Source organism: Marinococcus sp. LNHM4E3-1 (assembly GCF_056034405.1).
Genome location: NZ_JBQLID010000004.1, coordinates 217,939 through 240,552 on the forward strand (window position 1 = coordinate 217,939; position 22,614 = coordinate 240,552).

At 53.7% G+C, this 22,614-nt stretch carries 17 protein-coding genes; 5 read left to right on the forward strand and 12 right to left on the reverse strand.

Features of this window, described 5'->3' with window-relative positions; all coding sequences use genetic code 11:
• The first annotated feature begins 119 nt into the window (after positions 1-119).
• The gene (locus tag ACTRXI_RS06225; RefSeq protein ID WP_474261594.1) at positions 120-1,010 is read left to right on the forward strand and encodes an alpha/beta hydrolase; all 891 of its coding nucleotides are present in this window, start codon (positions 120-122) and stop codon (positions 1,008-1,010) included.
• A 13-nt stretch (positions 1,011-1,023) separates the two neighbouring features.
• Here the strand turns inward: ACTRXI_RS06225 and ACTRXI_RS06230 are convergent, their stop codons facing one another.
• The gene (locus ACTRXI_RS06230; RefSeq protein ID WP_474261595.1) at positions 1,024-1,404 is read right to left on the reverse strand and encodes a DUF488 domain-containing protein; all 381 of its coding nucleotides are present in this window, start codon (positions 1,402-1,404) and stop codon (positions 1,024-1,026) included.
• Between the two features lie 287 nt (positions 1,405-1,691).
• Complete coding sequence (locus tag ACTRXI_RS06235; protein ID WP_474261596.1) at positions 1,692-2,480, reverse strand: carbon-nitrogen family hydrolase; 789 nt, start codon at positions 2,478-2,480, stop codon at positions 1,692-1,694.
• Between the two features lie 168 nt (positions 2,481-2,648).
• Between ACTRXI_RS06235 and ACTRXI_RS06240 the strand changes: the two genes are divergently transcribed.
• Together ACTRXI_RS06240 and ACTRXI_RS06245 are read left to right on the forward strand one after the other, a co-directional pair.
• Positions 2,649-4,085 carry a DUF2254 domain-containing protein gene (locus tag ACTRXI_RS06240; RefSeq protein WP_474261597.1) on the forward strand — a complete coding sequence of 479 codons (1,437 nt, stop codon included), beginning with the start codon at positions 2,649-2,651 and terminating at the stop codon, positions 4,083-4,085.
• Positions 4,086-4,103: 18 nt separating this feature from the next.
• Entirely contained in the window at positions 4,104-4,589 is a 486-nt protein-coding gene (locus ACTRXI_RS06245) for a cupin domain-containing protein (protein WP_474261598.1), read from the forward strand.
• A 50-nt stretch (positions 4,590-4,639) separates the two neighbouring features.
• Here ACTRXI_RS06245 and ACTRXI_RS06250 read toward each other — a convergent pair whose 3' ends face one another.
• Positions 4,640-7,102: a bifunctional diguanylate cyclase/phosphodiesterase gene (locus ACTRXI_RS06250; RefSeq protein ID WP_474261599.1), complete on the reverse strand. Its 2,463-nt coding sequence runs from the start codon at positions 7,100-7,102 to the stop codon at positions 4,640-4,642.
• A gap of 243 nt (positions 7,103-7,345) precedes the next feature.
• Between ACTRXI_RS06250 and ACTRXI_RS06255 the strand changes: the two genes are divergently transcribed.
• Both ACTRXI_RS06255 and ACTRXI_RS06260 read left to right on the forward strand, forming a co-directional pair.
• The gene (locus ACTRXI_RS06255; protein ID WP_474261600.1) at positions 7,346-8,431 is read left to right on the forward strand and encodes a GGDEF domain-containing protein; all 1,086 of its coding nucleotides are present in this window, start codon (positions 7,346-7,348) and stop codon (positions 8,429-8,431) included.
• Positions 8,432-8,570: 139 nt separating this feature from the next.
• A complete protein-coding gene (locus ACTRXI_RS06260; RefSeq protein WP_474261601.1) occupies positions 8,571-9,971 on the forward strand; it encodes a cell wall-binding repeat-containing protein in 1,401 nt (466 codons plus the stop codon).
• Between the two features lie 47 nt (positions 9,972-10,018).
• Here the strand turns inward: ACTRXI_RS06260 and ACTRXI_RS06265 are convergent, their stop codons facing one another.
• The 9 genes from ACTRXI_RS06265 to ACTRXI_RS06305 all read right to left on the reverse strand — a co-directional run bounded on the left by ACTRXI_RS06265 (position 10,019) and on the right by ACTRXI_RS06305 (position 22,575).
• A complete protein-coding gene (locus tag ACTRXI_RS06265; RefSeq protein ID WP_474261602.1) occupies positions 10,019-12,379 on the reverse strand; it encodes an FdhF/YdeP family oxidoreductase in 2,361 nt (786 codons plus the stop codon).
• Between the two features lie 123 nt (positions 12,380-12,502).
• On the reverse strand, positions 12,503-12,859 hold the full coding sequence (locus tag ACTRXI_RS06270; RefSeq protein ID WP_474261603.1) for a Na-translocating system protein MpsC family protein: 357 nt from the start codon (positions 12,857-12,859) through the stop codon (positions 12,503-12,505).
• Positions 12,860-12,915: 56 nt separating this feature from the next.
• The gene (locus ACTRXI_RS06275) at positions 12,916-14,169 is read right to left on the reverse strand and encodes an L-lactate MFS transporter (protein ID WP_474261604.1); all 1,254 of its coding nucleotides are present in this window, start codon (positions 14,167-14,169) and stop codon (positions 12,916-12,918) included.
• Between the two features lie 5 nt (positions 14,170-14,174).
• Complete coding sequence (locus tag ACTRXI_RS06280; protein ID WP_474261605.1) at positions 14,175-14,315, reverse strand: hypothetical protein; 141 nt, start codon at positions 14,313-14,315, stop codon at positions 14,175-14,177.
• 107 nt (positions 14,316-14,422) lie between these two features.
• Positions 14,423-15,586 (reverse strand): MFS transporter, encoded by a 1,164-nt coding sequence (locus ACTRXI_RS06285; protein WP_474261606.1) that lies wholly within the window; start codon positions 15,584-15,586, stop codon positions 14,423-14,425.
• Between the two features lie 147 nt (positions 15,587-15,733).
• Complete coding sequence (locus ACTRXI_RS06290; protein WP_474261607.1) at positions 15,734-16,087, reverse strand: hypothetical protein; 354 nt, start codon at positions 16,085-16,087, stop codon at positions 15,734-15,736.
• 87 nt (positions 16,088-16,174) lie between these two features.
• On the reverse strand, positions 16,175-17,374 hold the full coding sequence (locus tag ACTRXI_RS06295) for an ROK family transcriptional regulator (RefSeq protein ID WP_474261608.1): 1,200 nt from the start codon (positions 17,372-17,374) through the stop codon (positions 16,175-16,177).
• Between the two features lie 84 nt (positions 17,375-17,458).
• On the reverse strand, positions 17,459-20,503 hold the full coding sequence (locus ACTRXI_RS06300) for a glycoside hydrolase family 2 TIM barrel-domain containing protein (RefSeq protein WP_474261609.1): 3,045 nt from the start codon (positions 20,501-20,503) through the stop codon (positions 17,459-17,461).
• Positions 20,504-20,514: 11 nt separating this feature from the next.
• Positions 20,515-22,575, reverse strand: coding sequence for a beta-galactosidase (locus ACTRXI_RS06305; RefSeq protein ID WP_474261610.1), 2,061 nt, complete (start codon positions 22,573-22,575; stop codon positions 20,515-20,517).
• Between the last annotated feature and the right edge of the window lie 39 nt (positions 22,576-22,614).

Sequence of the window (22,614 nt, forward strand, 5' to 3'; positions counted from 1 at the left end):
CAGCATCAGCTGGTACTCTCTTAACGAGTGCCGGCTGATTTTTTATGCTGGACAATTTTCAGCTTAACAAAAGGCTGCGGCAGGAATAGGTACGTAGAGAGAAGAAAGGAGTGGCACCGATGCCCGTATGGAGAACCTACCTGTTGACCGCGCTTCTGCGCGCATTTCAAATACGACTACGCCGTTATTCGCCGACCCATATTACCCCGCCTGCGACAGAGGCGGTCCGCACTGATTCCTACATTGTTGAAACGGCTGCCGGGGCAACGCCCGTCCACATTTATTATCCCGAAAAAGCTGAAGGTACGGCTCTTCCGGTGTTTGTGAATCTGCACGGCGGCGGCTTTTTCATGGGAAGCTACGCCGACGATGAAGGCTGGGGCCGCTATGTCGCCGAGCTGACCCCCTGTGTGGTCGTAAATATTGATTACCACCTGGCCCCGCGCAGCCGGTTTCCGTTTTCCCTGTTTGAAATCCGGGACGTGATCGCATGGCTGCATGCCCATGAGGATTGGCTCGGCCTGAATATGGAACGCTTCGCCCTCGGCGGACACAGTGCCGGCGGAAACATTGCAGCATCAACGCTGCTGCTTTTGCGCGACACCGGGGCGCCGATGCCCGCAGTTCAAATTCTGGACTCGCCGATTCTCGACCTTGCGACTGATCCCCGCGAAAAAGCATTCTTCCCCGGAGCGATTCCCATTTTTGTGGCGGATCTGTTCACGGCAAGCTACCTGGAAACGGGCCAGAGCGCTGCGCACCCGTATATTTCCCCGCTCCGTGCGGAATCACTCGAAGGGCTGCCGCCGACGCTTGTGTTCACCCCGGAATACGATTCCCTCGCCCGGGAGGCATTCCGGTACGCAGAGCGCTTGAAGCAGGAAGGCGTGCCGGTGGAGTATCAGATGTTTCCAAAAACCATTCACGCGTTCACCCATGTCGGACGAAAAAGCACCGCAAAAAAAGCGTGGGGACTCGTCGTCTCCACGCTTCAGGCCCGACTTCTGTAGGCGGGCCTTCGTATTACTCGTCCGGATGCGCCGGCTGCTGATCGAGAATTTCCTTCAGCACCCAAGCGTGATTTCGTTTTACGTCCTCTGACGAAAAGACGAGCGTCACGTCCTTGTCCTGCATCCGCACAATTTCTTTCAGGCGCTGCAATTCTTCGCGTTTGAGCTCATCCTGCTCAAGCTCTGCCTTATACGCCTCCTTGAAGCTTTCGAACTTTTTCGGTTCGTCCTCAAGCGCCTTCTGGAGCTCCTTAGACGGGGCAACACCGTCCACCCATTCATGAATATCGGCACGCACCTCTTCGACTTCGTTCGGCCATTCCTTTTCAACAAAAATCCGGTAGCCGTCGTCCGTATCTGCTTTCTTATGGAGCCGTTTGCAGTATATTGGCATAGTAATCATCCTTCATCTGTGTAATTTTAAATCTCTCTTCTCCGCTCTTTCCTTTCCCGGAAAGCGGGCAAACGAAAAAAGCAGAGTCCATTTTAAAACAAAAAAATAAACCACCTTTGAGTTAGAGCGCTCCAGTGGTTTATTTTTCCCTGAGCCGACCCCTTTGAAGGGTCAGTACTGCTGTTGGCGGTCCGTGTTCGCGCACGGGCCGTTTTTTGTTAAATGAATTATACCACAGGCGGGCGAAGCTATTCAAGCTCGTCCGGCTTTAAGGCTTAGAGTTAAGTTTATTCATACAATTCCGGCATCCGGCTGTCAAAAACCGGTACGTTTTTGCGGACATCTGCCACATTGGAGAGATCCAGGGTTTCCCGGAGCGTTTCCTCGCCGTCCACGCTTCCCTTCTGCAGCACGTTGCCCCACGGATCGATAAAGGCCGAGGATCCGGCGAATGTAATACCATCGTACGAGCCCGGACGGTTGCACGTCACGACATACATCTGATTTTCCACCGCCCGCGCCACACTCAGCACGTCCCAGTGACTCCGGCGGCTGTCCGGCCATTCCGCCGGGATAAACAGCAGCTCACACCCCTGAAGAGCGAGGCTCCGGATAATTTCCGGAAAACGAAGGTCATAGCAGATTACGACCCCCATTTTGATTCCGTCAATCTCAAACACCTTCACCGGCTCGCGCCCGCCGCTTAAATGTGCCGGCTCGTTCAGCATCGGCACGAGATGGATTTTGTCATAATCATATACAAGCTCCCCTGTGTTATCTATCACAAAGGCCCGGTTATACACCTTCCCGTTTTCTTTTACCGCGATCGATCCTCCCATGATATGAACATCATAGTGTTTCGCCGCCTCCTGCAAAAAACGGATCGTTTCGCTGTCCGAAGGATCCTCCGCAATATCCTGAAGCTCCGGCAGCGTATACGCGGTCGTCCACATTTCCGGAAGCATGACCATATCCACGCTGCCAGGCTCCTGCTCCCTGAGCCACCGGCTTACCTTTTCCCGGTTCGCTTCCGGGTCTCCCGCCACAATGTCCATCTGATAAACGGCAATATTCATCGTTTTCCTCCTCCTGTATATGTATCCTATTACGATTCAATATACCACCCGGCGCTGACGGAGAAACAGGGCCTATTTTCCGGTACTTATTTCATTTCCCGTCCGGAACCTTTATGCTTAACTGTAGCGGAAATTATACAAATTCTAAAAAAGAAAGCGGGTGAAACCATGCTTCATATGCTGTTTCGCATGATGCCGGCACCGGTAAAACGGCTGCTCAGCATGTCCTCCCGTCAGCGCTGGCACGAAACGCGCGCCAGCCTGTGGGTGCTGCCGGCTATTTATATTATTATCGCTTCTCTTTTATCGATTCTCTCGTTTTGGATCGAATTCAGCCTCCGGCCGGGATGGACGCTTTTGTCAGCATTCACGACAGAGTACTCGCTCACCCAGACGATGTACAGCACCATGCTGTCCGGGGTGCTGACGCTCAACGCGTTCACCTTTAACTCAATGCTGATGGTGCTCACGAACATGTCGAACCAGTTCACGCCGCGGGTGCTGCTCAACTTTATTTCCAACCGCCGCACCCAGCACGCAATCGGGATCTTTAACCTCTGTTTCTTCTATCTGCTAATCGTATTTTTCTTTTTGGATTCGTCCATCAGCCAGTACACGGTTTTTCCAATTGCGGGCGTGCTCATGACGGCCTTTTCGGTGCTGAACTTTATTTTGTTTATTAATCACGCCACCAAATGGATGCAGCCGCCAAGCATTACCACAGACATGAAAAAACAGTCCGAGGAGCGGATTTTAAACACGCTTTACTACGACCTTGAAAAATACCGGGCCGACAACCCGGACCACCTCAGCCTTTCCTATTTGCCGCAGGAGAAACAGGACCAGGCAACAAAGGTGGCGTGCGAGACGTCCGGCTACCTGCAGATTATCGATTTTGGCAAGCTGATCCAGGAAGCCCAAAAGGACGGCCTCGTAATTCAGCTGCACTGCAATATCGGTGATTTCCTGCTGCCCGATTTGACACTCTTTTCCTACTGGACGACCGAGGGCACCACCGTGGACGAAGTGGATGAGCAGAAATACCGGCGCATGCTGTTTCTCGGTGACCGGCAGAACGAAATTCAGGATCTCGGATTCGGGGTCCAGAAGCTGAAGGATATCGCTGTGAAGGCGGTAGCCAACGATGAACCGGGGACACTTAAAGACACGCTATATCAGCTGATTGACCTGCTGCTTTCCATCGCCAAAGTCACCTCGTTCACACCGTATCTGTCCGACGGGGAAAACGCGCTCCGCGTCGTCATGAAGCAGGAGTATTTTGACGATTACCTGTATACGGCCTTTGGACACATCAGTGTTTATGTGAAAAACGACCCCGTTCTTACCAATATGCTGCTTGAAACGCTCGTGCTGTTAGCCCGCTCGCTGCCGGAGGATAAAAAACAAATCTGCTGGAGCTACGGCCAGGTGGTCGCCCAGTCATTCGCGGAAAAATTCGCCTATGAATTTGAAAAGCGCTCCTTTTACAGCCACCTGCGGACGCTTTCGATCGAAGCCCGTGACCCGAAGACCTTTCAACAGCTGGTGCAGGAATTTATCGAAAAAGGTACGCTGCCCGCAACGTATAAAGAAAATTACAGATAATAAGAGGGAGGCTTCTCTATGACTAAAGCTGACGAATGGATCCGAGAACTGCAGCTTGAACCGCACCCGGAGGGCGGCTTTTTCCGGCAGACGATGAAGTCGGAGGAGACAGTCACTACGCCTGATGGCAGAACCCGCGCCCAGTACACGAGTATTCATTTTCTCGTCCGCTCCGGGGAGCCTTCCCGTCTCCATCAGCTGCAGTCTGACGAAATGTGGTACTACCATACCGGCGCTCCGCTCGATGTGCATATGATTCATCCGGAGAGCGGGCACCATGAAATTATGACGCTTGGGCCGAATCCAGCCAATGGCGAAGTCCTTCAGGGCATCGTGCCGAAGGGAACTGTTTTCGGTGCCGAAGTCCGCGAACCGGAGCAGTTCGCACTTGTCAGCTGCGTCGTTGTTCCCGGCTTTGACTTTGCCGACTTCGAGCTGCTCGCGCGTGACGAACTTACCGCTGAATATCCCAAACACCGGGAATTAATTGAACGGCTGACGTGATCAAGCGCAAAAAAAGCCCGTACAGACTCATCTGCGCGGGCTTTCCAAATTCAAGACGTATATTTTTCATCCCGGCGCCCTGCGTATTCGTTTATCGCTTCAGCCGGGAGCGGCGGGCTGTAGTAATAGCCCTGGTATTCCTGGCACGCTTTTTCCGAGAGGAGGCTCAACTGCGAGCTTTTTTCGATTCCCTCTGCGATCACGTTAAAGCCAAGACGCTGGGCCATATGGATAATGCTTTCCACGATCGCTTCCTCGCGCTGCCCGTCCTCGATGTTGTCCATAAACGATTTATCAATCTTAAGTGTATTCAAAGGAAAGTCCTTCAGATAGCTGAGCGATGAGTAGCCGGTGCCGAAATCATCAAGAGAGATGCGGATACCCCTGGCCCGGATGCTTTCCATCAAAGGCACCGACCGTTCCGGATCCTGCACAATGCTTTCCGTCAGCTCAAGCTCCAGGTATTCCGGGGGAAGGCCGGTATTTTCAAGAATTTCCATAACCATATTCAAAAAGTCCGGCTGCTGGAACTGCAGGGTGGAAATGTTCACTGACATTCTGGTTACCGGGCTTCCGGCTTTTTTCCATTCTGCCATCTGCCGGCACGCCTCCTGAAGAATCCAGCGCCCGAGCGGGATGATGAGTCCGGTTTCTTCAGCAAGCGGAATAAATTCTCCCGGCGGCACCATTCCGAGCTCCGGGTGTCTCCAGCGCACAAGTGCTTCATAGCCCTTTATTTCTCCGCTGACAACGTCCACCTGCGGCTGATAGTACAACAAAAATTCTTCGGTGATGATGCCCTTCCTAAGTCCGGACTCAAGCAGCATTTTTTTGGATACCTCTTCATTCATATCGGCCGTGAAGAAGAAATACTGATTTGCGCCGCTGCTTTTCGCTTTGTACATCGCCGTATCGGCATGCTTTAGCAGGTCCTCCGCTGTTTCCCCGTCCTCCGGATACACACTGATGCCAATCGAGGCGGAAATAAACAATTCATTTTTCTCTATCGTGACCGGTTCATTCAATACCTGTACCAGCGAATGAGCCGTGTTTCCTGCCCCGTAACCGGTAGACTCCGGCAAAATAACCACAAATTCATCCCCGCTCTGCCTGGCCAGAAAATCCGTTTCCCGCAGGCGCTTTTTCATCCGTTCAGCGGCAATGATTAAAAGCTCATCACCAATACGGTGTCCGTAGACGTCGTTTACATTTTTAAACCGGTCCAGATCAACAAAAAGCACGGCTAGATTCGCCTGAGACAGCTGCTCAAGCATATGGGTGAGATGTTCGTTCAGCATGCGCCGGTTCGGCAGCCGGGTTAAATCATCCCGGTAAATCAGCTCCTGGATACGTTCATTCTGTCTGATACGCTCCGAAATATCGCGCACAATTCCGGTATATACTTTTTGGTCCCCGCTCCCCTGCCGGGAAAAGGAAAGCTCGAGCGGAAACGTCCGGCCATTGCAGTGCAGCCCTTCCAGCTCAACGAGTGAGGCACTTTCCACATCTTCGCCGGTTTGATGAAAATACTCCACCCTTCTTTGATACGCACTTGGAATAATCGTTGAAAGCGGCTCGCCGATAATATCTGCCTGCCGATGTCCGAAAATACGCTCCGCCGCGTCATTCCAGGATACAATTTTCATATCCATATTGGACGTAATAATTGCATCGTTCGCCGTATGAATAATGCCCCGGTACAAATCATCGATGTAATCCAGCTCGTCTTTCTTAAATTCGATCTGACGGTCAAAAACGGCCACAATGGTCGTAATAACTAAAATCATCATAATTCCAATACCGATAAAAATGGACAAAAGCTCCGTTTGAATAGCAGTGCCATCCATTGCCATTCCGGCGCTTCCGTGTTCAAATGACGCTCCGGCCATGCCTGTATAATGCATGCCTGAAATAGCCGCTCCCATCAAAAGCGAACTTCCGATAAAGCCGATCTCCTTCCAGAGGCGTTTTTGAATGGACGGCACGACCGAAAGCAGCCGGAGAGCGGTAAACGATGCCAGATAGGCAATCACGACGGATATTGTCACAAGTACCGGGCTGTACTGTATCTCTGCATTCATTTGCATCGCTGCCATGCCGATATAGTGCATCGACACAATGCCGCTTCCGATAAAAACAGCGCCAAGCAGGTGCCACCGGAGACCCGGTTTGAAAAATTGCAGAATCAGAAAAGCCAGCCAGCTGGCCCCCACCGCCATCACAATGCTCAGCACAAGCAGCCCCGGGTCATATGTAACCGGCATGCCCACATCAAGTGCGAGCATAGCAATAAAATGCATCGACCAGATACCACCGCCGAGACACAAACCGCCGCTCATGGCCCAGACGGCTTTATGCTTCGATCCGGCCGCTTTTAGTCGGCCGGCGGCGTGAAAGGCTGTATAGGAGGCAAATGCCGCAATCAAAACAGACAGCACCACTAGTCCAGGACTGTACGATTCATAAGTAAGCTCCACCACGTTCACCCCGAATTCATAGCATTTTCCAAGCATAGAATATTACACATCTATGTCTTTTATCGGCAGAACCATGAATATAGTTGAGCTCCAGTCAAGCAAGTACGGTGTTAGTGCTTTATGACTAATGCCCGGGCTTTTCAACGTATCGTTCGTTATTACTTATTTTCATCTTTTCGTTCCTGTTCCTTTTTTTGGATCAAAGAGGTGCTATCATTGGGATAAAACTCTTGTTTGAATCTAAAGTTCAGCTTGGGCCAAGCAGCGACGGGGGATGCTATGCTGTCAGGATTTTTTATTAATATAACTATTCTTATATCGTTTATCTATTTGTTTCACCGCCTGCTTTATAAAACACCTTTAAGCACGGCTTCACCAGTAAAACAAAAAATAGCTGCCGGTGCCGCCAGTGGGATGCTGGGGCTTGTCCTGCTTGCCTATACCATTCCGCTGAACGAGACGACTATCATCGACCTCCGGCTCGTGCCGGTTACGTTGATGGCTGTCTTTGGAGGCTGGGTGCCGACTATTATCACCGGAATGATTATCGCAGCCGGACGGCTGCTCATCGACTTCAGCCCTTCTTCCCTCCCTGCCCTGCTCCTCATTGCTCTAAGCGTAGTCTCAGGCGGGATCGTCCATACTGCCGTGAAAAATATCTGGCGGCGGGCGGCCTGGATGATTGGACTCACCACTCTTTATATGGCAGTGATGCTTTCCATACTGATGCCGTTAACGGTCTCGCTTCCTGTTTCGGCGTTTTATTTCCTCGCCTCCCTTACAGGTACAGGTGTTTCTGTTTACATGTTTGTTCATTTAAATAAAGTGAACCAGATGTTTAACCGCTACCAGTACCAGGCGTACCGGGACAATTTAACGGCGCTGTACAACCAGCGCGCCTTCCAGGAGCTGCTCGGGCAGGCCGCAGAGGAATATCCCGCAAGCAGCCGCTCCCTGTCGCTTTTAGTGCTTGATATCGACTATTTTAAGCAAATCAATGATACGCACGGACACCTCGAGGGCGATATGGTTTTAAAGCAGCTCAGCCATGTAATCGTTGCTTCAATCCGCCCGGGTGATGTTGCCTTCCGCATCGGCGGCGAAGAGTTCGGCGTGATTCTTTACGACTGCGATGAAACGCACGCATTAACCATTGCCGAGCGCATCCGTGCCGATGTTGCCCGAACCCCGTTTATCGTTGCCGGGCGCCCCGCTCCCGTGTTCATCACCATTTCGATTGGAGTCGGGGCCTACCCGGCCTCCGGAAAAAACGTTCATGCTTTGTATGACCTGGCGGACCAAGCGCTGTACCAGGCAAAACGGCAGGGGCGTAACTGTATTTGTACTACTGATGAAGTTGGTTAACAAACATGAATAGCATCTGCATGAAACAATAAATAAGACCTAATACCTAAAGTGGTACTATTAAATTTAACTTTATGCCTTTATGCTTAGAATACATTATGTTTTGAAAAATATGTATTCTAACTATAAGGAGCGTTTTATGCATACACATATTAAAGCTATGTTCGCCATAACTGTTGTCGTGGCATTTTTTTTGAGTCTTTCCATCAGCGTTAAAGCAGAAGCAGCTGAACGAATTTCAGGAGATGACCGGATCGGCACCGCTATCGAAATTTCTCAGTATGGTTGGGAAAACAGTGATTCAGTGGTCCTTGCCAGATCTGACCACCCTGCAGACGCTCTAGCTTCGGCGGGGATTGTGGAAATGGCTGATGCACCCATCCTGCTTTCCAGAACTAATTCTTTAGATCCGCGTATCATGGAGGAGGTTCTTCGACTTGATGCTAAAACTGTTTACCTGCTCGGCGGAGAGGCAGCTCTTTCTTCCAGCGTAGAACAGGAGTTTCTAAGTGCAGGGATCAATGTGGAACGCGTATCCGGAGCAACCAGATATGAAACAGCGGAAGAAGTGAATGACACTGCCGGCTATTCTAGTGCTTCTTCGGCCATTCTGGTCAGCGGGGAAGTAGCTGCCGACGCTTTAAGTGCGTCCGGCATGGCTGTAGATGACAGCCTCCCTATTTATTTAACGAAAAAAGACAGCCTTTCTACTGACCTTCCTTCTTCAGTCAATTATGTCACTATTTTTGGCGGCACTAATGCCGTCAGTTCCCAGGTTGTCGAGGAATTGGAAGCTGAAGGAATTAAAGTAAGAAGAATTAAAGGTGACACTCGTTACGAAACAAGTGTCAAAGCGGCTGCGTCTTATTCACCCGGCAATTACAATCTGCTGGTTCGCGGTACTTCCGTAAAAAGCGATGAAGAAGATTATCCTGATGCCGTAGCTGCTGCCGGCCTCGCGAATAAAATCGGAGCGTCTATTGTGCTTTCTCACCCTTCACAGGCACAGGCCTCCACCACCAATTATTTAAACAGCTCGTATAATACCAACATTATTTTAGGCGGAACGGCTGCTATATCCGAGCAGGTAAAGGTTTCCTATGAAGAAGCTGCTCCCGGAGATGCACCCGACAGTGTCGAATTAGTGGAAGGCATATCCACCTATACGATCGATAATATTATTGAGTCCGGTGAAAAATATATCGGCACGCCTTACCAATTCGGGGCCCCGCCCTATACCACGTCCACATTTGACTGTTCCTCCTTTCTTCAGCTTATATTTGCAGAAAATGGTATTACACTGCCCAGAACTTCCCGGCAGCAGTACCAGGAGGGTGTAGAGGTGCCGGAAGACCAACTCGAAAAGGGCGACCTCGTCTTTTTTGACACCACTAATGATGATTCCATTAACCATGTCTCGATGTACATCGATGAAGAAACGCTATTTCATGCCACCCTCAGCAGAGGAGTCGACTATACTGGATACACAGATTACTGGAAAAGTCATTTAGTCGGTGCTAAACGTATTACAGAAGAATAAAAAGAACCCAGGACTGCTCAGGTTAAGAGCTCATCCTGGGTTCTTTTTTACGCCCCTGGCGTATCCTCAAGATCATCCACCCGTTTTTCCAAATACTCGGTATCCTTGCGGGCGTTGAATTTTTCGGCTTTTTCCACCTTTACGCCGATATTGTAATCCGGTATTTTCGCAAACTGCTCGTAGCGACCCTTTGGCAGCAGGAAGTTACCCTCCGGAAAATGCACGCCCAGATTGCCCTTCGCCATGTCGGCAATCCGCGCCCGGCCCTGGAACACGCCGTACTGGTTGTACAGCACGACCGCCTCGCCGTCGGCGATCCGGTTTTCCTTCGCATCCGCTTCGTTCATGAGCACGTCATCACGCTCCGCCCCGTTGATCGGATCGGTTTTTTTGTACACCATCGAGTTAAACTGCTTGCCACGCCGGGTCGTCAGGTAAAAGTCCCCCGGCTGCCGGTTCAGGTCCGGAATTTCGACCGGAATCAAATTGCCGCGTCCATCCGTTGTCGGGCAGACTCCGCCTTCGCACAGCCAGGCGCCGCCCCACTGAAACACGTCGCCCTGCTTTTTCAAATGCTGGACGCCGTCGTAGTTCGGGTTCGCCTTGGCCATTTCCTCGCGCACCTCGTAGCCGTCCTTAAAATCAACCAGATGTGCCGTTTCCGGCTTCACGCGCCTGGCGAGGTCAATATAGATTTTCCATTCCGCCCGTGCTTCCTCAATCTTGTTTTTGTTGCCTTCGATTTCCGGGGAAAAATAGACCATCCGCTCGGTCGAGGTCGACGTGCCGCCGTCCTCCTGCTCGTAGCGGGTTTTCGCCGGCAGCACAATCACCGCCTCCTTCGCGTCCACGAGCGTCGACGTGTTTAGGATGATGTCCTGGTGCACACGGACGTCGAGCTCCGAGAGCGCCTGTTCCACAAAATCCGGATCCGGCATCGTTTCCAGGAAGTTGCCGCCGGACAGGTAGTACATTTTGATTTTGCGCTCGTGATCCTCAGGCAGCATGATGTTTTCAAGCGTCACGCCGACGACGTCCCCCTGCCATTTCGGAATGTCAAAGCCCCAGAGCTTTTCGATCCGTTCGATGTTGTCGCCTTTAAAGTCGCCGCCCGGAAGCACAAACGGATCGGCGCCCATTTCTCCGCTTCCCTGCACGCTCGAATGGCCGCGAAACGGCATCAGGCCGCTGTACTGACGGCCGAGAAAGCCGCGCAGCAGCGCGAGGTTTGCCACCTGCGAAATGTTGTCGGTTGCAAACGAATGCATCGTAAGCCCAAGCGCCCAGGCGAATACGGCGTTTTTGCTGCGGGCAAGCAGGTCGGAAAGCTCGATGATCCGCTCGCGGGTCACGCCGGAGGATTCTGTAATTTCTTCCCACGACTGCGCCATTACCTGCTGCTTCAGCTCTTCGTAGCCGTTCACGTGCTCGTCGACGAAGTCATGGTTGATCGCAGATCCCGGCACCTCTTCCTCCATGTCGAACCAGTGCTTCATGATGCCGTGCATGAACGCAATGTCGCCGCCGATATTAATCTGGTAAAAGTCGTCCGCAACCTTGGTGCCAAACAGCGCCGATTCCGGATTTGACGGAATCCAATACTCGTCCATCGACGGCTCGCGGTACGGGTTGATGACAATAATTTTCGTGCCCTTTTTCTTCGCCTCGAGCATGTATTTCGTAGAGACCGGCGAGCTGTTGGACGCCACGCTCCCCCAGAACATCAGCACGTCGGTGCCGATCCAGTCCTGATAGTTAGCTGTCGATGCCCCGACTCCGACCGATCGCTTCATCGCGGTCTTACTCGGCGAGTGGCAGATTCTCGACGCGTTGTCGATATGGTTTGCCCCGAGAAACCGGGACACCTTGGCGGCCACGTAGTACGATTCGTTCGTAATGCCGCGCGACGTTAAGTAGAACGCATACTGCTTCGGGTCGAGCTCCTTCATTTTATCCGCAATCGTATCCATCGCGTCGTCCCAGCTGAGCCGGGAAAATTTGCGCTCGCCCTTGCGGCGGATCATCGGATACGGCACCCGGCCGAGCTCCCGCAGCTCGGTGCTAGAGTATTCGCGCAGCTCATCAATATCCTTGTTTAAAATCTCATCGTCCACCGCTGGCATCGTGTTCAGCCGCAGCACATTCAGCCGCGTTGTACAGATGTGCGGGCCGCTGAGCGTCTGGTCATACAGCCCGGACACCCCGAGCGCACAGCCGTCACAGACGCCCTTCGTAATAATGTTTTTCGCGTAGCCGAGGTTGTCCTTGTTGTCCCAGGCGATTTTCATCGAATCCCGGATATGCTTCGGCTTCACCTTGCCGAGGCCGAACGGAATCGGACTCACCCAGTGCTCCGGTGCCGGCATTTTGACTTTTTTCATTGGTCCCTGGTGCTTGGTTTCTCCCATAATCAATAACTCCTCTATGTGTAATAATAAAAAAACCACCTCACGCCCCGGAGCCTGTATCGCCCGGAGCGCAAAGCGGTTGAGTCTTTTGCAGGGTCGCTGCGAAGTGCCTAACCTGTGTATTTAAGAAAATTTCTCCTGAATATTGTCACTGAACACGAAGATCGACATGCCGAAATCCTTTTCGATATCAATATCCACATACAAATCGACGAACGTGCTGCCGAGGAATTCTTCCATTTCTACCGGATGGTTCTTTTTGTACATATCCTTCACCATCTCGGTCCGGGCCGCCCGAAGCATCTGTTCACCGTTGTCGGCGGCAGCGATAAACTTTTCCACCGGCGACAGGTTGCCCTCCATCTCGCAGATGGCCCAGTGCTTGCAGAACGTGGTGTTGATTTTGCCCGGCCCTTTGCCCATATGCCGTTTTCGGAACGCCTTGACCAGATTACTGAACTCAGCTTCGTATTTGTTCATTTTTTTCACCTTTACTATTTATGCTCTCTAAATTTTATGTGCCGCGGCCGCAAAAATCAACTCGAAAGTCTCTCTGCCTTAGCCGGCTCGGCGGTCGCCTGCTTCAGCTGGCGGATATCGATACGGATTAAGAGCGATACGAGAAGCGCGACGATAAACATGCTGCCAAAAATCGAAAGCGTGAGCGCGTAGCTCTCGGTGACCCCGCGGATCCAGGAGGCAAGCAGCGGGCCTACCAGGCCGGCTGCCGCCCAGGCAGTCAGCACGTAGCCGTGAATGGCGCCAAGCTGCTTCGTTCCGAAAATGTCGCCAATGTAGGCCGGAATGGAGGCAAAGCCGCCGCCATAGCAGGTCATGATTAAGAATAATGCCAGCTGGAACAACAGCGCTACGGCCAGGTTCGGCAGCGCAAAGAAGGTCACGATTTGAATCAGGAAAAAGGCTGTGTACACGTTCGGGCGTCCGAGATAGTCGGAAATGCTCGCCCAGGCAATGCGGCCGGCGCCGTTGAAAAAGCCCATCAGGCCGACCGTGGTGGCCGCAGCGGCTGCCGACAGCCCGGCGATTTCCTGCGCCATCGGGGAAGCAACCGATAAAATCGCGATCCCGCACGTGACGTTAATAAACAGCATGACCCACAGGTACCAGAAGCGGCGCGTCTTGACTGCTTCGTTCGCCGTCAGCTGCGCAAGGTCCGGCTTCTGCTTTCCAGCAGCCGTGTATTCCTTCATGTAGCCCTCCGGCGGACGCTCGAGGTACAGCGCCGAGCTCATCATCACGATAAAATATACTGCCCCTAGGATGAAAAACGTTAACGGAATGCCGGCGCCTTCAATGAGTGAGGCCATTACCGGGCTTGCGATCATTGCCGCAAAGCCAAACCCCATAATCGCAAGGCCCGTAGCGAGACCCCGGCGGTCCGGAAACCATTTCACGAGTGTCGATACCGGTGTGATGTAGCCGATGCCAAGACCGATGCCGCCAAGCATGCCGTACGTTATGTATAACAGCCATAGCGACTCCATCATCGTCGCTGCCCCGGAGCCGATCATGCCAAAGCCGAAAAAGCTTGCGGCAACCATCCCCGACACCCTGGGGCCATGCTTTTCAACGAAGTGTCCCATAAATGCAGCCGACAGCCCCAGAAACAGGATCGCAATGCTGAACGTGAGCGACACGGCGCTTAAATTCCACCCGTAGGCGTCAATGAGCGGATTGGTGAACACGCTCCACGCGTAGACCGACCCGATCGAAATGTGAATCCCGACAGCCGCGAGCGCAATCAGCCAGCGGTTTTTTGTTTTGTTCATTCCTCTCACTCCCCAATATGTAATAATAAAAAAAGCGCCGCCTGCTCCGCCGGGATAAAAATCCCCAGCAGAAACAGAACGACGCTTAGCTTCAGGCAGGACCTCTGCCGAAATACCAATGTAATCGTTTCCATAATTATACTCATTTAAAACCGCCTGCAGGAGCGCTGCCGCGATGTTTAAATGTTACAGCTTTCTGAACACCTTTATCATAGCTGTTTTCGGGCTGAATTTCAATTGTTTTTTCAGCAGGTCAGGTTTTAGCTTCACTTCCCCGCACTCGCGGCGCCCGGTACGCCATGAGCGCAATTACCATCGCCACAACGACGAGCGCGCTTCCGGCCCAGGAGGTGGCGGCAACGACGGACTGCTCCACGACGATGCCGCCGAGAATTGAGCCGATCGCAATGCCGACCTGGAGCGCCGACGTGTTGACGCTCTGCTGGATATCCGAGGTTTCCGGGGCGACCGCAATCAGATAGCTCTGCTGCGCCGGAGCAATCGACCAGCTGAGAATACCCCAGATAATCACGGCGATGATAAAGAGCGCCATCGAGTTGGTCGCAAACGGCAGAATGAATAGAATGACCGCAAACGAAGCAATGAACGTGAGCGACATTTTTTTGGAGCCGAACTGGTCGGTTAGCCAGCCGCCGACGCCACCGCCGGAAACGGCAGCGGCCCCGAAAATAAAGAACATGGCGCTGATCCAGAATGAATTCAGTCCCATCGTCTCCTGCATGAACGGATTAAAGTAGCCGTACAGCGTATAATGGCCCGCAAGCACCAGAAGCGTCACGCTGTGGATGCCGACGATTTTCATATCTTTAAGCGAGCGGATCTGCTGGCCGACAGTAACCACCTGCTCCGGCTGCATGCGCGGCAGAAAGCGGATCATGACGGCGCCAATCAGTACCGTCAGCATAGCGATCATCACGAAGATGATCCGCCAGCCGAACGCCTCCCCGATCAGCACGCCGAGCGGCACGCCGAGGACGAGCGCCGAACTGACGCCCATCGTCACGAGTCCGATACTGCGGGAGCGGTATTTCGCTTCCACGAGCTTGGGTGCCATCGTAAGCGCAAGCACGATAATGAGTGCCGCACTCGCTGCGGTTACAAACCGGGCGGCCATGAGGACGGTAAACGTTGGTGCCAGGCTTGCGCCTATATTGGCAATCGCAAATACCGCAAGCGCCCATATGTACACCGTTTTCCTTTCCACATTGGACGTAAATGACAGCAGTAGCGGACCCGCCACCGCAAATACGAGGGCAAAAATGGTAATCAGCTGGCCAGCAATAGCAATCGACACCGATAAGTCCTCCGAAATGAGCGGAAGAATCCCGCTGATAATCAGCTCAACCATGCCGACGATAAACGCCGACACCGCCAGTAAGTAAACACGTGAATTCATAGCACAGTGACCTTCGAAAGACGCTTACGTCTTTCGTTCCTTTCTATCCTAAAATCTTCTATCTCATTCTAACACGAACCTCCCAACGGAAACGATCATCTGCCTGCATAAAAAAGCAGCGCCCAAACGGGCCCTGCCTTCTTTCATTTATATCAGCTGCACATTTTGTGTCGGTTTTTCGTGATTCTGGTACTGTTTGGCCATAATGCCTTCCGGGGTAATCTCCCAATCGGTGATCGAAAGAACCAATTCGTGCCGAAAACCGGTCAGGCGGCAGGAGGCAAGCTCCTCTATGTGTACCGGGCGTCCCTGCAGTTCTTCAAGCAGTTCATACGTTTCCGGCTTCCACATCATATATTCGTCATAAAAGAAGGGAATGAGCAGTCCTTCTTTCCGTTCCTTCGCCTGTTCGTAGTTCACTATTGCACTATCACGAAAAAGAGAGCCGATGTCTTCCCAGCGATCCGAGCGGACCTGGGCAGCAATGAATGTGTTTCTCATCTGTGACAACTCCTTTCCCCTCTCTATTCCCAGAAGAAAGGAAAGTTAGTCATGAATGGTGAATGTTTTCATAAGAAGCGCACACATTCACTGCGGCTGAAACAGTTCCACCAGCAGCAGTGCCACTGCGCCGAGCATGGTCGCTTTGCTGCCAAACTCGGTAATGACGACTTCTGTCTGCTTGGCCTGTTTGGTGAGACCACGCTCCTGAATCGTGCGCCGGACCGGATCGAGCACGTACTTCCCGGACTCCGACACCCCGCCGCCGAGAATAATTTTAGTCGGGTTGATAATATGGATCAGATTGGTGAGCCCGATGCCGAGATATTCCCCGGTCTGCCGGAGAATGTCGATGGCGAGCGGATCGCCTGCTTCAGCAGCTTTTAAAACTATTTCTCCGCTCACCTGCTCCGTGTCACCCTCAATCAACTCCCATATCCGGCTCTCCGGATGATTTTTCAGGCTTTCCACGGTCCGTTCGGCAACGGCCGGTCCCGAAGCGACGGTCTGCAGGCAGCCGTTGCTTCCGCACGCACACCGGCGACCGTGCACATCAATCGCCATATGACCGAGCTCTCCGGCGATGTCATACTCGCCGTGATAAAGCTCTCCGTTGATGATAATACCGGATCCGATGCCGCGTCCGACGTTGACCGCGACCATGCTTTTGACATTTTCGCCGCTGCCAAACCAGGCTTCGCCAAGCGCCATGGCACGGGCATCGTTTTCCACCTTCACGAGAAAGCCAAATTCCTTTTCCAGTTCGTCTTTAATCGGAATATCCCGAAGATGCAGATTCGGCGCAAACAGCGACGTTCCTGTCGCCACATCAACAACCCCGTGCATGGCCACCCCGATTCCGACGACTTTGTCCCGCATGAGAGGAATTTCATTTAATAAATCATGAATACCCCGTTTCACTACATCCAGAAATCCTGATTCCTCCGTCAGGTTAATGCTTTCCCTCAGGTGATGAATCACGGTGCCCGACAGATCCGCAAGGCCAAACTCCACCTCGGTCGGGCCGGCGTCGAGACCGATAATATAAAAATCCCCGCTGTTGATCACAAGCATCGTCGGCTTTCGGCCGCCCTGCGAATCGCCGAGGCGGCTTTCTTTGACGATCCCCTGCTCGATCAGCTCACGCACGTTCGCGCTCACCGTCGGCGGGGTCAGGTTTGTTTCTTTCGCAATCTGGGCACGTGATATCGGGCCCTCGCTACGGATTTTATTTAAGACAATTGATTTGTTAATGGACTTCATCCATTGAAAACTGCCGGTTTGCATAACTGATCCCCCGTTTCGCGGCCCCTGGTTCTTCTTCCACGTGCCCTGATGCTATAAATAAAACCTGCACGGCTTTTCTATCTGTTATTCCCCGCGCAGACGAAGCTGAAAATGGAAAGGTTTCGTGTGCAGCCTATACTGCCCCAGCACATCCGGCCCGCAGCTGGCCGAACCGAGGCCGTGCTGCTGATGATCGATTTTCACCGTAACATATTCCTCTTTTTTCAGATCGTAACGGTGCCTGGCCTCTTCCATGTTTTTCTGGCTGTACTCCTGGATGGTAAAGTCAAAACGCTCCCCGCGTGCTTCGGCCGTTAACGCTACAGCTCCGCCTTTCAGTGTTACTTCGCGTACGTCGTGGCGGTTGCCGTTTTCCTGCGGGAAAATGTACGGCGTCATGAGCTCCGGCACCGGCGACGACCACTGGCCGCGCCGCACGGACTGCCGACTGTCGCGGTAGGCCTCTCCTGGCCCGAGCCCGAGCCAGTCCACCTGCTGCATCGTTTTCGGTACTGTCCATTCAATGCCTACCCGCGGCAGGGTGTCCGGATAGTGACCGCGCGGAACAACAGAAACATCCACGTCCACCGTTCCCGATGGATCAATTACATACGTCCACTCCACACCCATATTCCAAGCCAGCCCCGGAGGCGCGACACTTTCCTGAACGCTCACGTGCACAGCCTCCCCTTGTTCGGCCACATGAACGGCTGCCGTCCGCGTAAGCAGGTAATGCAGCCCGAAGGATTTCCATGTTTCCTCCGACGGTACCGGCTTCCATTCCTTCTGTCCCCAGCGGTCATTATCGATCGGCGCCCGCCACAGATTCAGCTTCGGCCCATGCTCGATCAGCGGCTCTCCGTTGTGCGTCCATGCATTCATTCTTCCGGTTTGTTTGCAGAACGCCAGGTGCGTTATTTCCCCGGAAATAATCCATTCGGCCCCGGTTTCCGTTACGGCAAGCGTTGATTCGCTGCCGCCTTCGTCCGGCGCCTCGCCCGGAAGCACCGCCTCCTGCAGCACGTGCTCGCTCCAGGCAATCTCATGGCCCGCCGCGGCCCACTCGGTCTCTTCCTTCAGCGAGCATTCCACTGTGAGTGTCACCTCTTCGGTCGAGTCAGCTTCCACCGTTTCATACGGAATGCTGAGCGGCTGCGACGTACGTGCCGGCAGCTCAATGCCCCGGAGCTCGCCGGCCTGAACGGTCGTCCCGTCGACTTTCACCTGCCAGTGAACCGCCAGGTGATCCGTGCCGAGAAAATCATATTCGTTTACAATCCGGTACTCACCGTCACTGTCTGCTTCCACCCAGACGGGCTGGATGATTTTTTTGTATTCCCGCAGCGCCGGGGACGGCGTCCGGTCCGGCATCAGCAGTCCGTCGATGACGAAGTTGCCGTCGTGCGGATATTCCCCGAAGTCGCCGCCGTAGGCAAAGTATCTCTCGCCGTTATCGGTCGTACTTAGAATGCCCTGGTCGATCCATTCCCATACGAACCCGCCCTGCAGGCGGTCGTGGCGGCGAATGGTTTCCCAGTATTCCTTCAGGCCGCCCGGGCCGTTACCCATCGCATGTGCATACTCACACAGAATATGCGGTTTTGTGTACTCGGTCCTCGACCCGAGCTGATCCATCACTTCCACGCTTGTGTACATCGTTGTAAATACATCGGAGGCGGTTGGATCATGGTCCGGCTGGTTGCGCACCGCCGCTTCGTTCATCAACTGACGTGTTTCGCCTTCGTAGTGTACAAGCCGTCCCGGATCGCGCTCCTTCGCCCAGTCGGCCATCGCCTGGTGGTTCGAGCCGAATCCGGACTCGTTACCGAGCGACCACATAATGATCGACGGGTGGTTTTTATCTCGTTCTACCATGCGCACCATCCGGTCCAAATACGCCTCTTTCCAGTCTTCAATCCGGCTGAGCTGACTCCAGTCGTTTATCACATCAAAGCCGTGGCACTCCAGGTCCGCTTCGTCGATTACATACAGCCCGTAGCGGTTGCACAGGTCATAAAAGGCCGGGGCATTCGGATAGTGCGCCGTGCGTACGGCATTGATGTTATGCTGCTTCATTAAGCGCACGTCCTCCTCCATGCGGGCCCGGCTGACTGCCCGTCCCGTCTCTGGATCATGGTCGTGGCGGTTGACGCCCTTCAGCGTAATCGGCACGCCGTTCACAAGAAACACGCCGCCCTTCAGTTCAACGGAGCGGAAGCCCACGTCGTGGACAATCCGCTCCACTTCTTCGCCGCTTTCGCTTCGCACAATCAGCACGAGCTTGTACAGGTAAGGCGATTCCGCGGACCATTTTTCCGGGTTCGTGACGTGCATATCAACGCTTGTATTTTCACTATCCGCCGCCAGCTTCCCGGAGCCGATTTCGTCTGCGCCATCATACAGGAAAGCTTCGACTGTATACGCTCCGTCCCGGCGGTTCGTCTGGACGTTCACCCGGCAGACCGCGTCACGGTAGTAGTCATCAAGGAGCGTCTGTACAAAAAGATCGTTTACATAGACCGGCGGTTTTACCTGCACGGATACATCACGGAAAATACCGCTCATCCACCACATGTCCTGGTCTTCGATGTAGCTGCCGTCGGACCACTGATACACCCGTACCGCAATATGATTGGTGCCGGCGGTGACAAAGCTGGTGATGTCAAATTCACTTGGCACCCGGCTGCCCTGACTGTATCCTGCCTCCCGGCCGTTGACCCAGACGTGAAACGCGCTGTCGACGCCTTCAAAGGCCAAAAGCACCGTGTGGTCCTCCGGTACCTCCTCCAGTTCAAAGGTGCGCCGGTAGCTTCCGGTCGGATTCTCCGAAGGTATGTTAGGCGGATCCACTGGAAACGGGTAAATCACGTTCGTGTAATGTGGACGGCCGTAGCCGTGCAGCTGCCAATGCGACGGAACGGCGAGCGTGTCCCAGGACGCGTCGGAAAACGCCGGCTCATAAAACCCTTCCGGCGCCTCCTCCGGCGACGGGGCGTAATGGAATTTCCAGTCGCCGTTTAACAGCGTGACGCCTTTGTCGCTCCCCGTGCTCTCCCGTGATACGAACGATGCCCGGGCCGCCCGGCGGTTTCGCTGCAGCGTGATTAAATCTTCCCAATCTTTTTGCATAGCAATGCCTCCTACTTGGACTGTTTAATAATGGTGATGCCACGTGGCGGGAGCGTGAGCGTTTCATGAACCGCTTCCCCGCTCACCAGGTTCGTTCCGCTCAGTTTCTTCGACGTTAGGCTCTGCTTTCGTTCGCTGAAATTGGATACAAACAGATAGTTATTAGTTTTATTTTCGCGTTTCTGCACCGTCACCCCACGCGGAAGCGGAACATCCACAAGAGGCTCCACTCCGCTTTCGCGCAGAACGTAAGCGTAAAAATCATCGTAAAATAGTTCCTCAGCGCGGGCAGCCACATAGTAGGCCTGTCCGCTGCCGTAACGGTTGCGGGTAAGCGCCGGACGGCCGGCGTAAAAGTCGTCCCGGTACGAAGCAAGCACCTCTGCCCCTTCGGTATGAATCAGATCGCACAGCTCGGTGAGCGTGTATTCGCCCCTGAGCTCCGGCACGTTCACCTGCTTGATCATTGTATTTTCTTCCCCGTCCCCAAGACTGTCGATTTCTTCCGACCAGATGCCGAGCACCTCGCGGAGCGGACCCGGAAACCCACCGAGAAAGCAAAGGTCGTGCTCATCGACAATGCCGGACCAGTACGTAGTGATAAGCGTGCCGCCGTTTTGGACAAACGCGGCAATTTTTTCACCAACTCCCTCGCGCACCATGTACAGCATCGGCGCGACAAGCACCTTGTACGGCGACAGGTCCTTGTCCATGTCAATCACATCCACCGGCACGCCCTGCTTCCAGAACGCCTTGTAATGGTCTTTTGCCGTCGCTTCATAATGGATGCCGCTGTTTCGCGGCCCCTGGGCATCCTTCACCGCCCAGCGGTTCTCGGTATCAAAAATGACCGCCACCTCGGGCTGCACCGTGGCACCGGCAATCTCCCCGGCTGCTTTCAGTGCTTCGCCAAGCTGAGCCACCTCCTGAAACACTCTCGTCTGCTCGTGGCCGGCGTGATCCACAACGGCCCCGTGAAACTTTTCGCTGGACCCCCGGCTTTTCCGCCACTGAAAGTACTGCACCGAATCGGAGCCGTGGGCGACTGCCTGCAGGGACGATAAGATATGTACTCCCGGCTTTTTCAGCTTGCTGAGCGGCTGCCAGTTGGTGGTGCTCGGCGTGCTTTCCATGAGAAAAAACGGCTGCCCGTCCTTCATGGCGCGGAACCAGTCATGATTCATGCCGACCCAGGCCGCCAGGTCCGTGTCGTCTTCGCTATAGTGCCACGTCGGGTACGAGTCCCAGGAAATGAAATCGACGGCTTTGGCGAATTTGGCATAATCCAGCTCGTCAAATGCCTCCATGAAGTTGGCCGTGGCCGGAAGCTGCGGGTTCGCTTCGCGGAACGGACGCAGCTCATGCTCATAAAAATTGATCGTCTGATCGGTGACAAACCGTTTCCAGTCCAGGTTCAGGCCGTGCACCATCGTCTCCCCGTGCGGCGCAGGCGATTCAATCTGCTCCCAGGACGAATACGTATGGCTCCAAAACGTCGTCCACCAGTCGTGGTTCAGCTGCTGGAGCGTGCCGTATTTGTTTTTCAGCCACTGGCGGAACGCTGCCTGGCAGAGCGGACAGTGGCACTCCCCGCCGTATTCATTCGAAATATGTAGCCCGATCACCGCGGGGTGATGGGCATAGCGTTCAGCCAGACGGGTATTCATTTGTTCCGTCTTCTCCCGGTAGACCGGCGACGTATAGCAGTGGTTGTGACGCAGCCCGTGCAGGTTACGCTGCCGGTGCTCGTTCACCCGGAGCACCTCCGGATACTTTTCCGACATCCATGCCGGCCGCGCGCCGCTCGGCGACGCAAGGAAGGCATAGATGCCGTTCGCCTGGAACTGCTCGAGAATCCGGTCCAGCCACTCGAACGTATACGTCCCTTCCTCCGGCTCCAGGCTGGACCAGGAAAAGATGCCAACCGACATGACGTTGCAACGGGCCTCCTTCATGAGCCGGATATCGTCCTCAAGCTTGTCGGGGTAATCGAGCCATTGCTCCGGATTGTAATCGGCTCCGTGCAGAAGCGTTCCCGGCACGGGAAAAATGGATTGATAGTCGCGTTCCAAGGTGTCTCATCCTTTCATTTCTGTACTCTGTTGCAGATC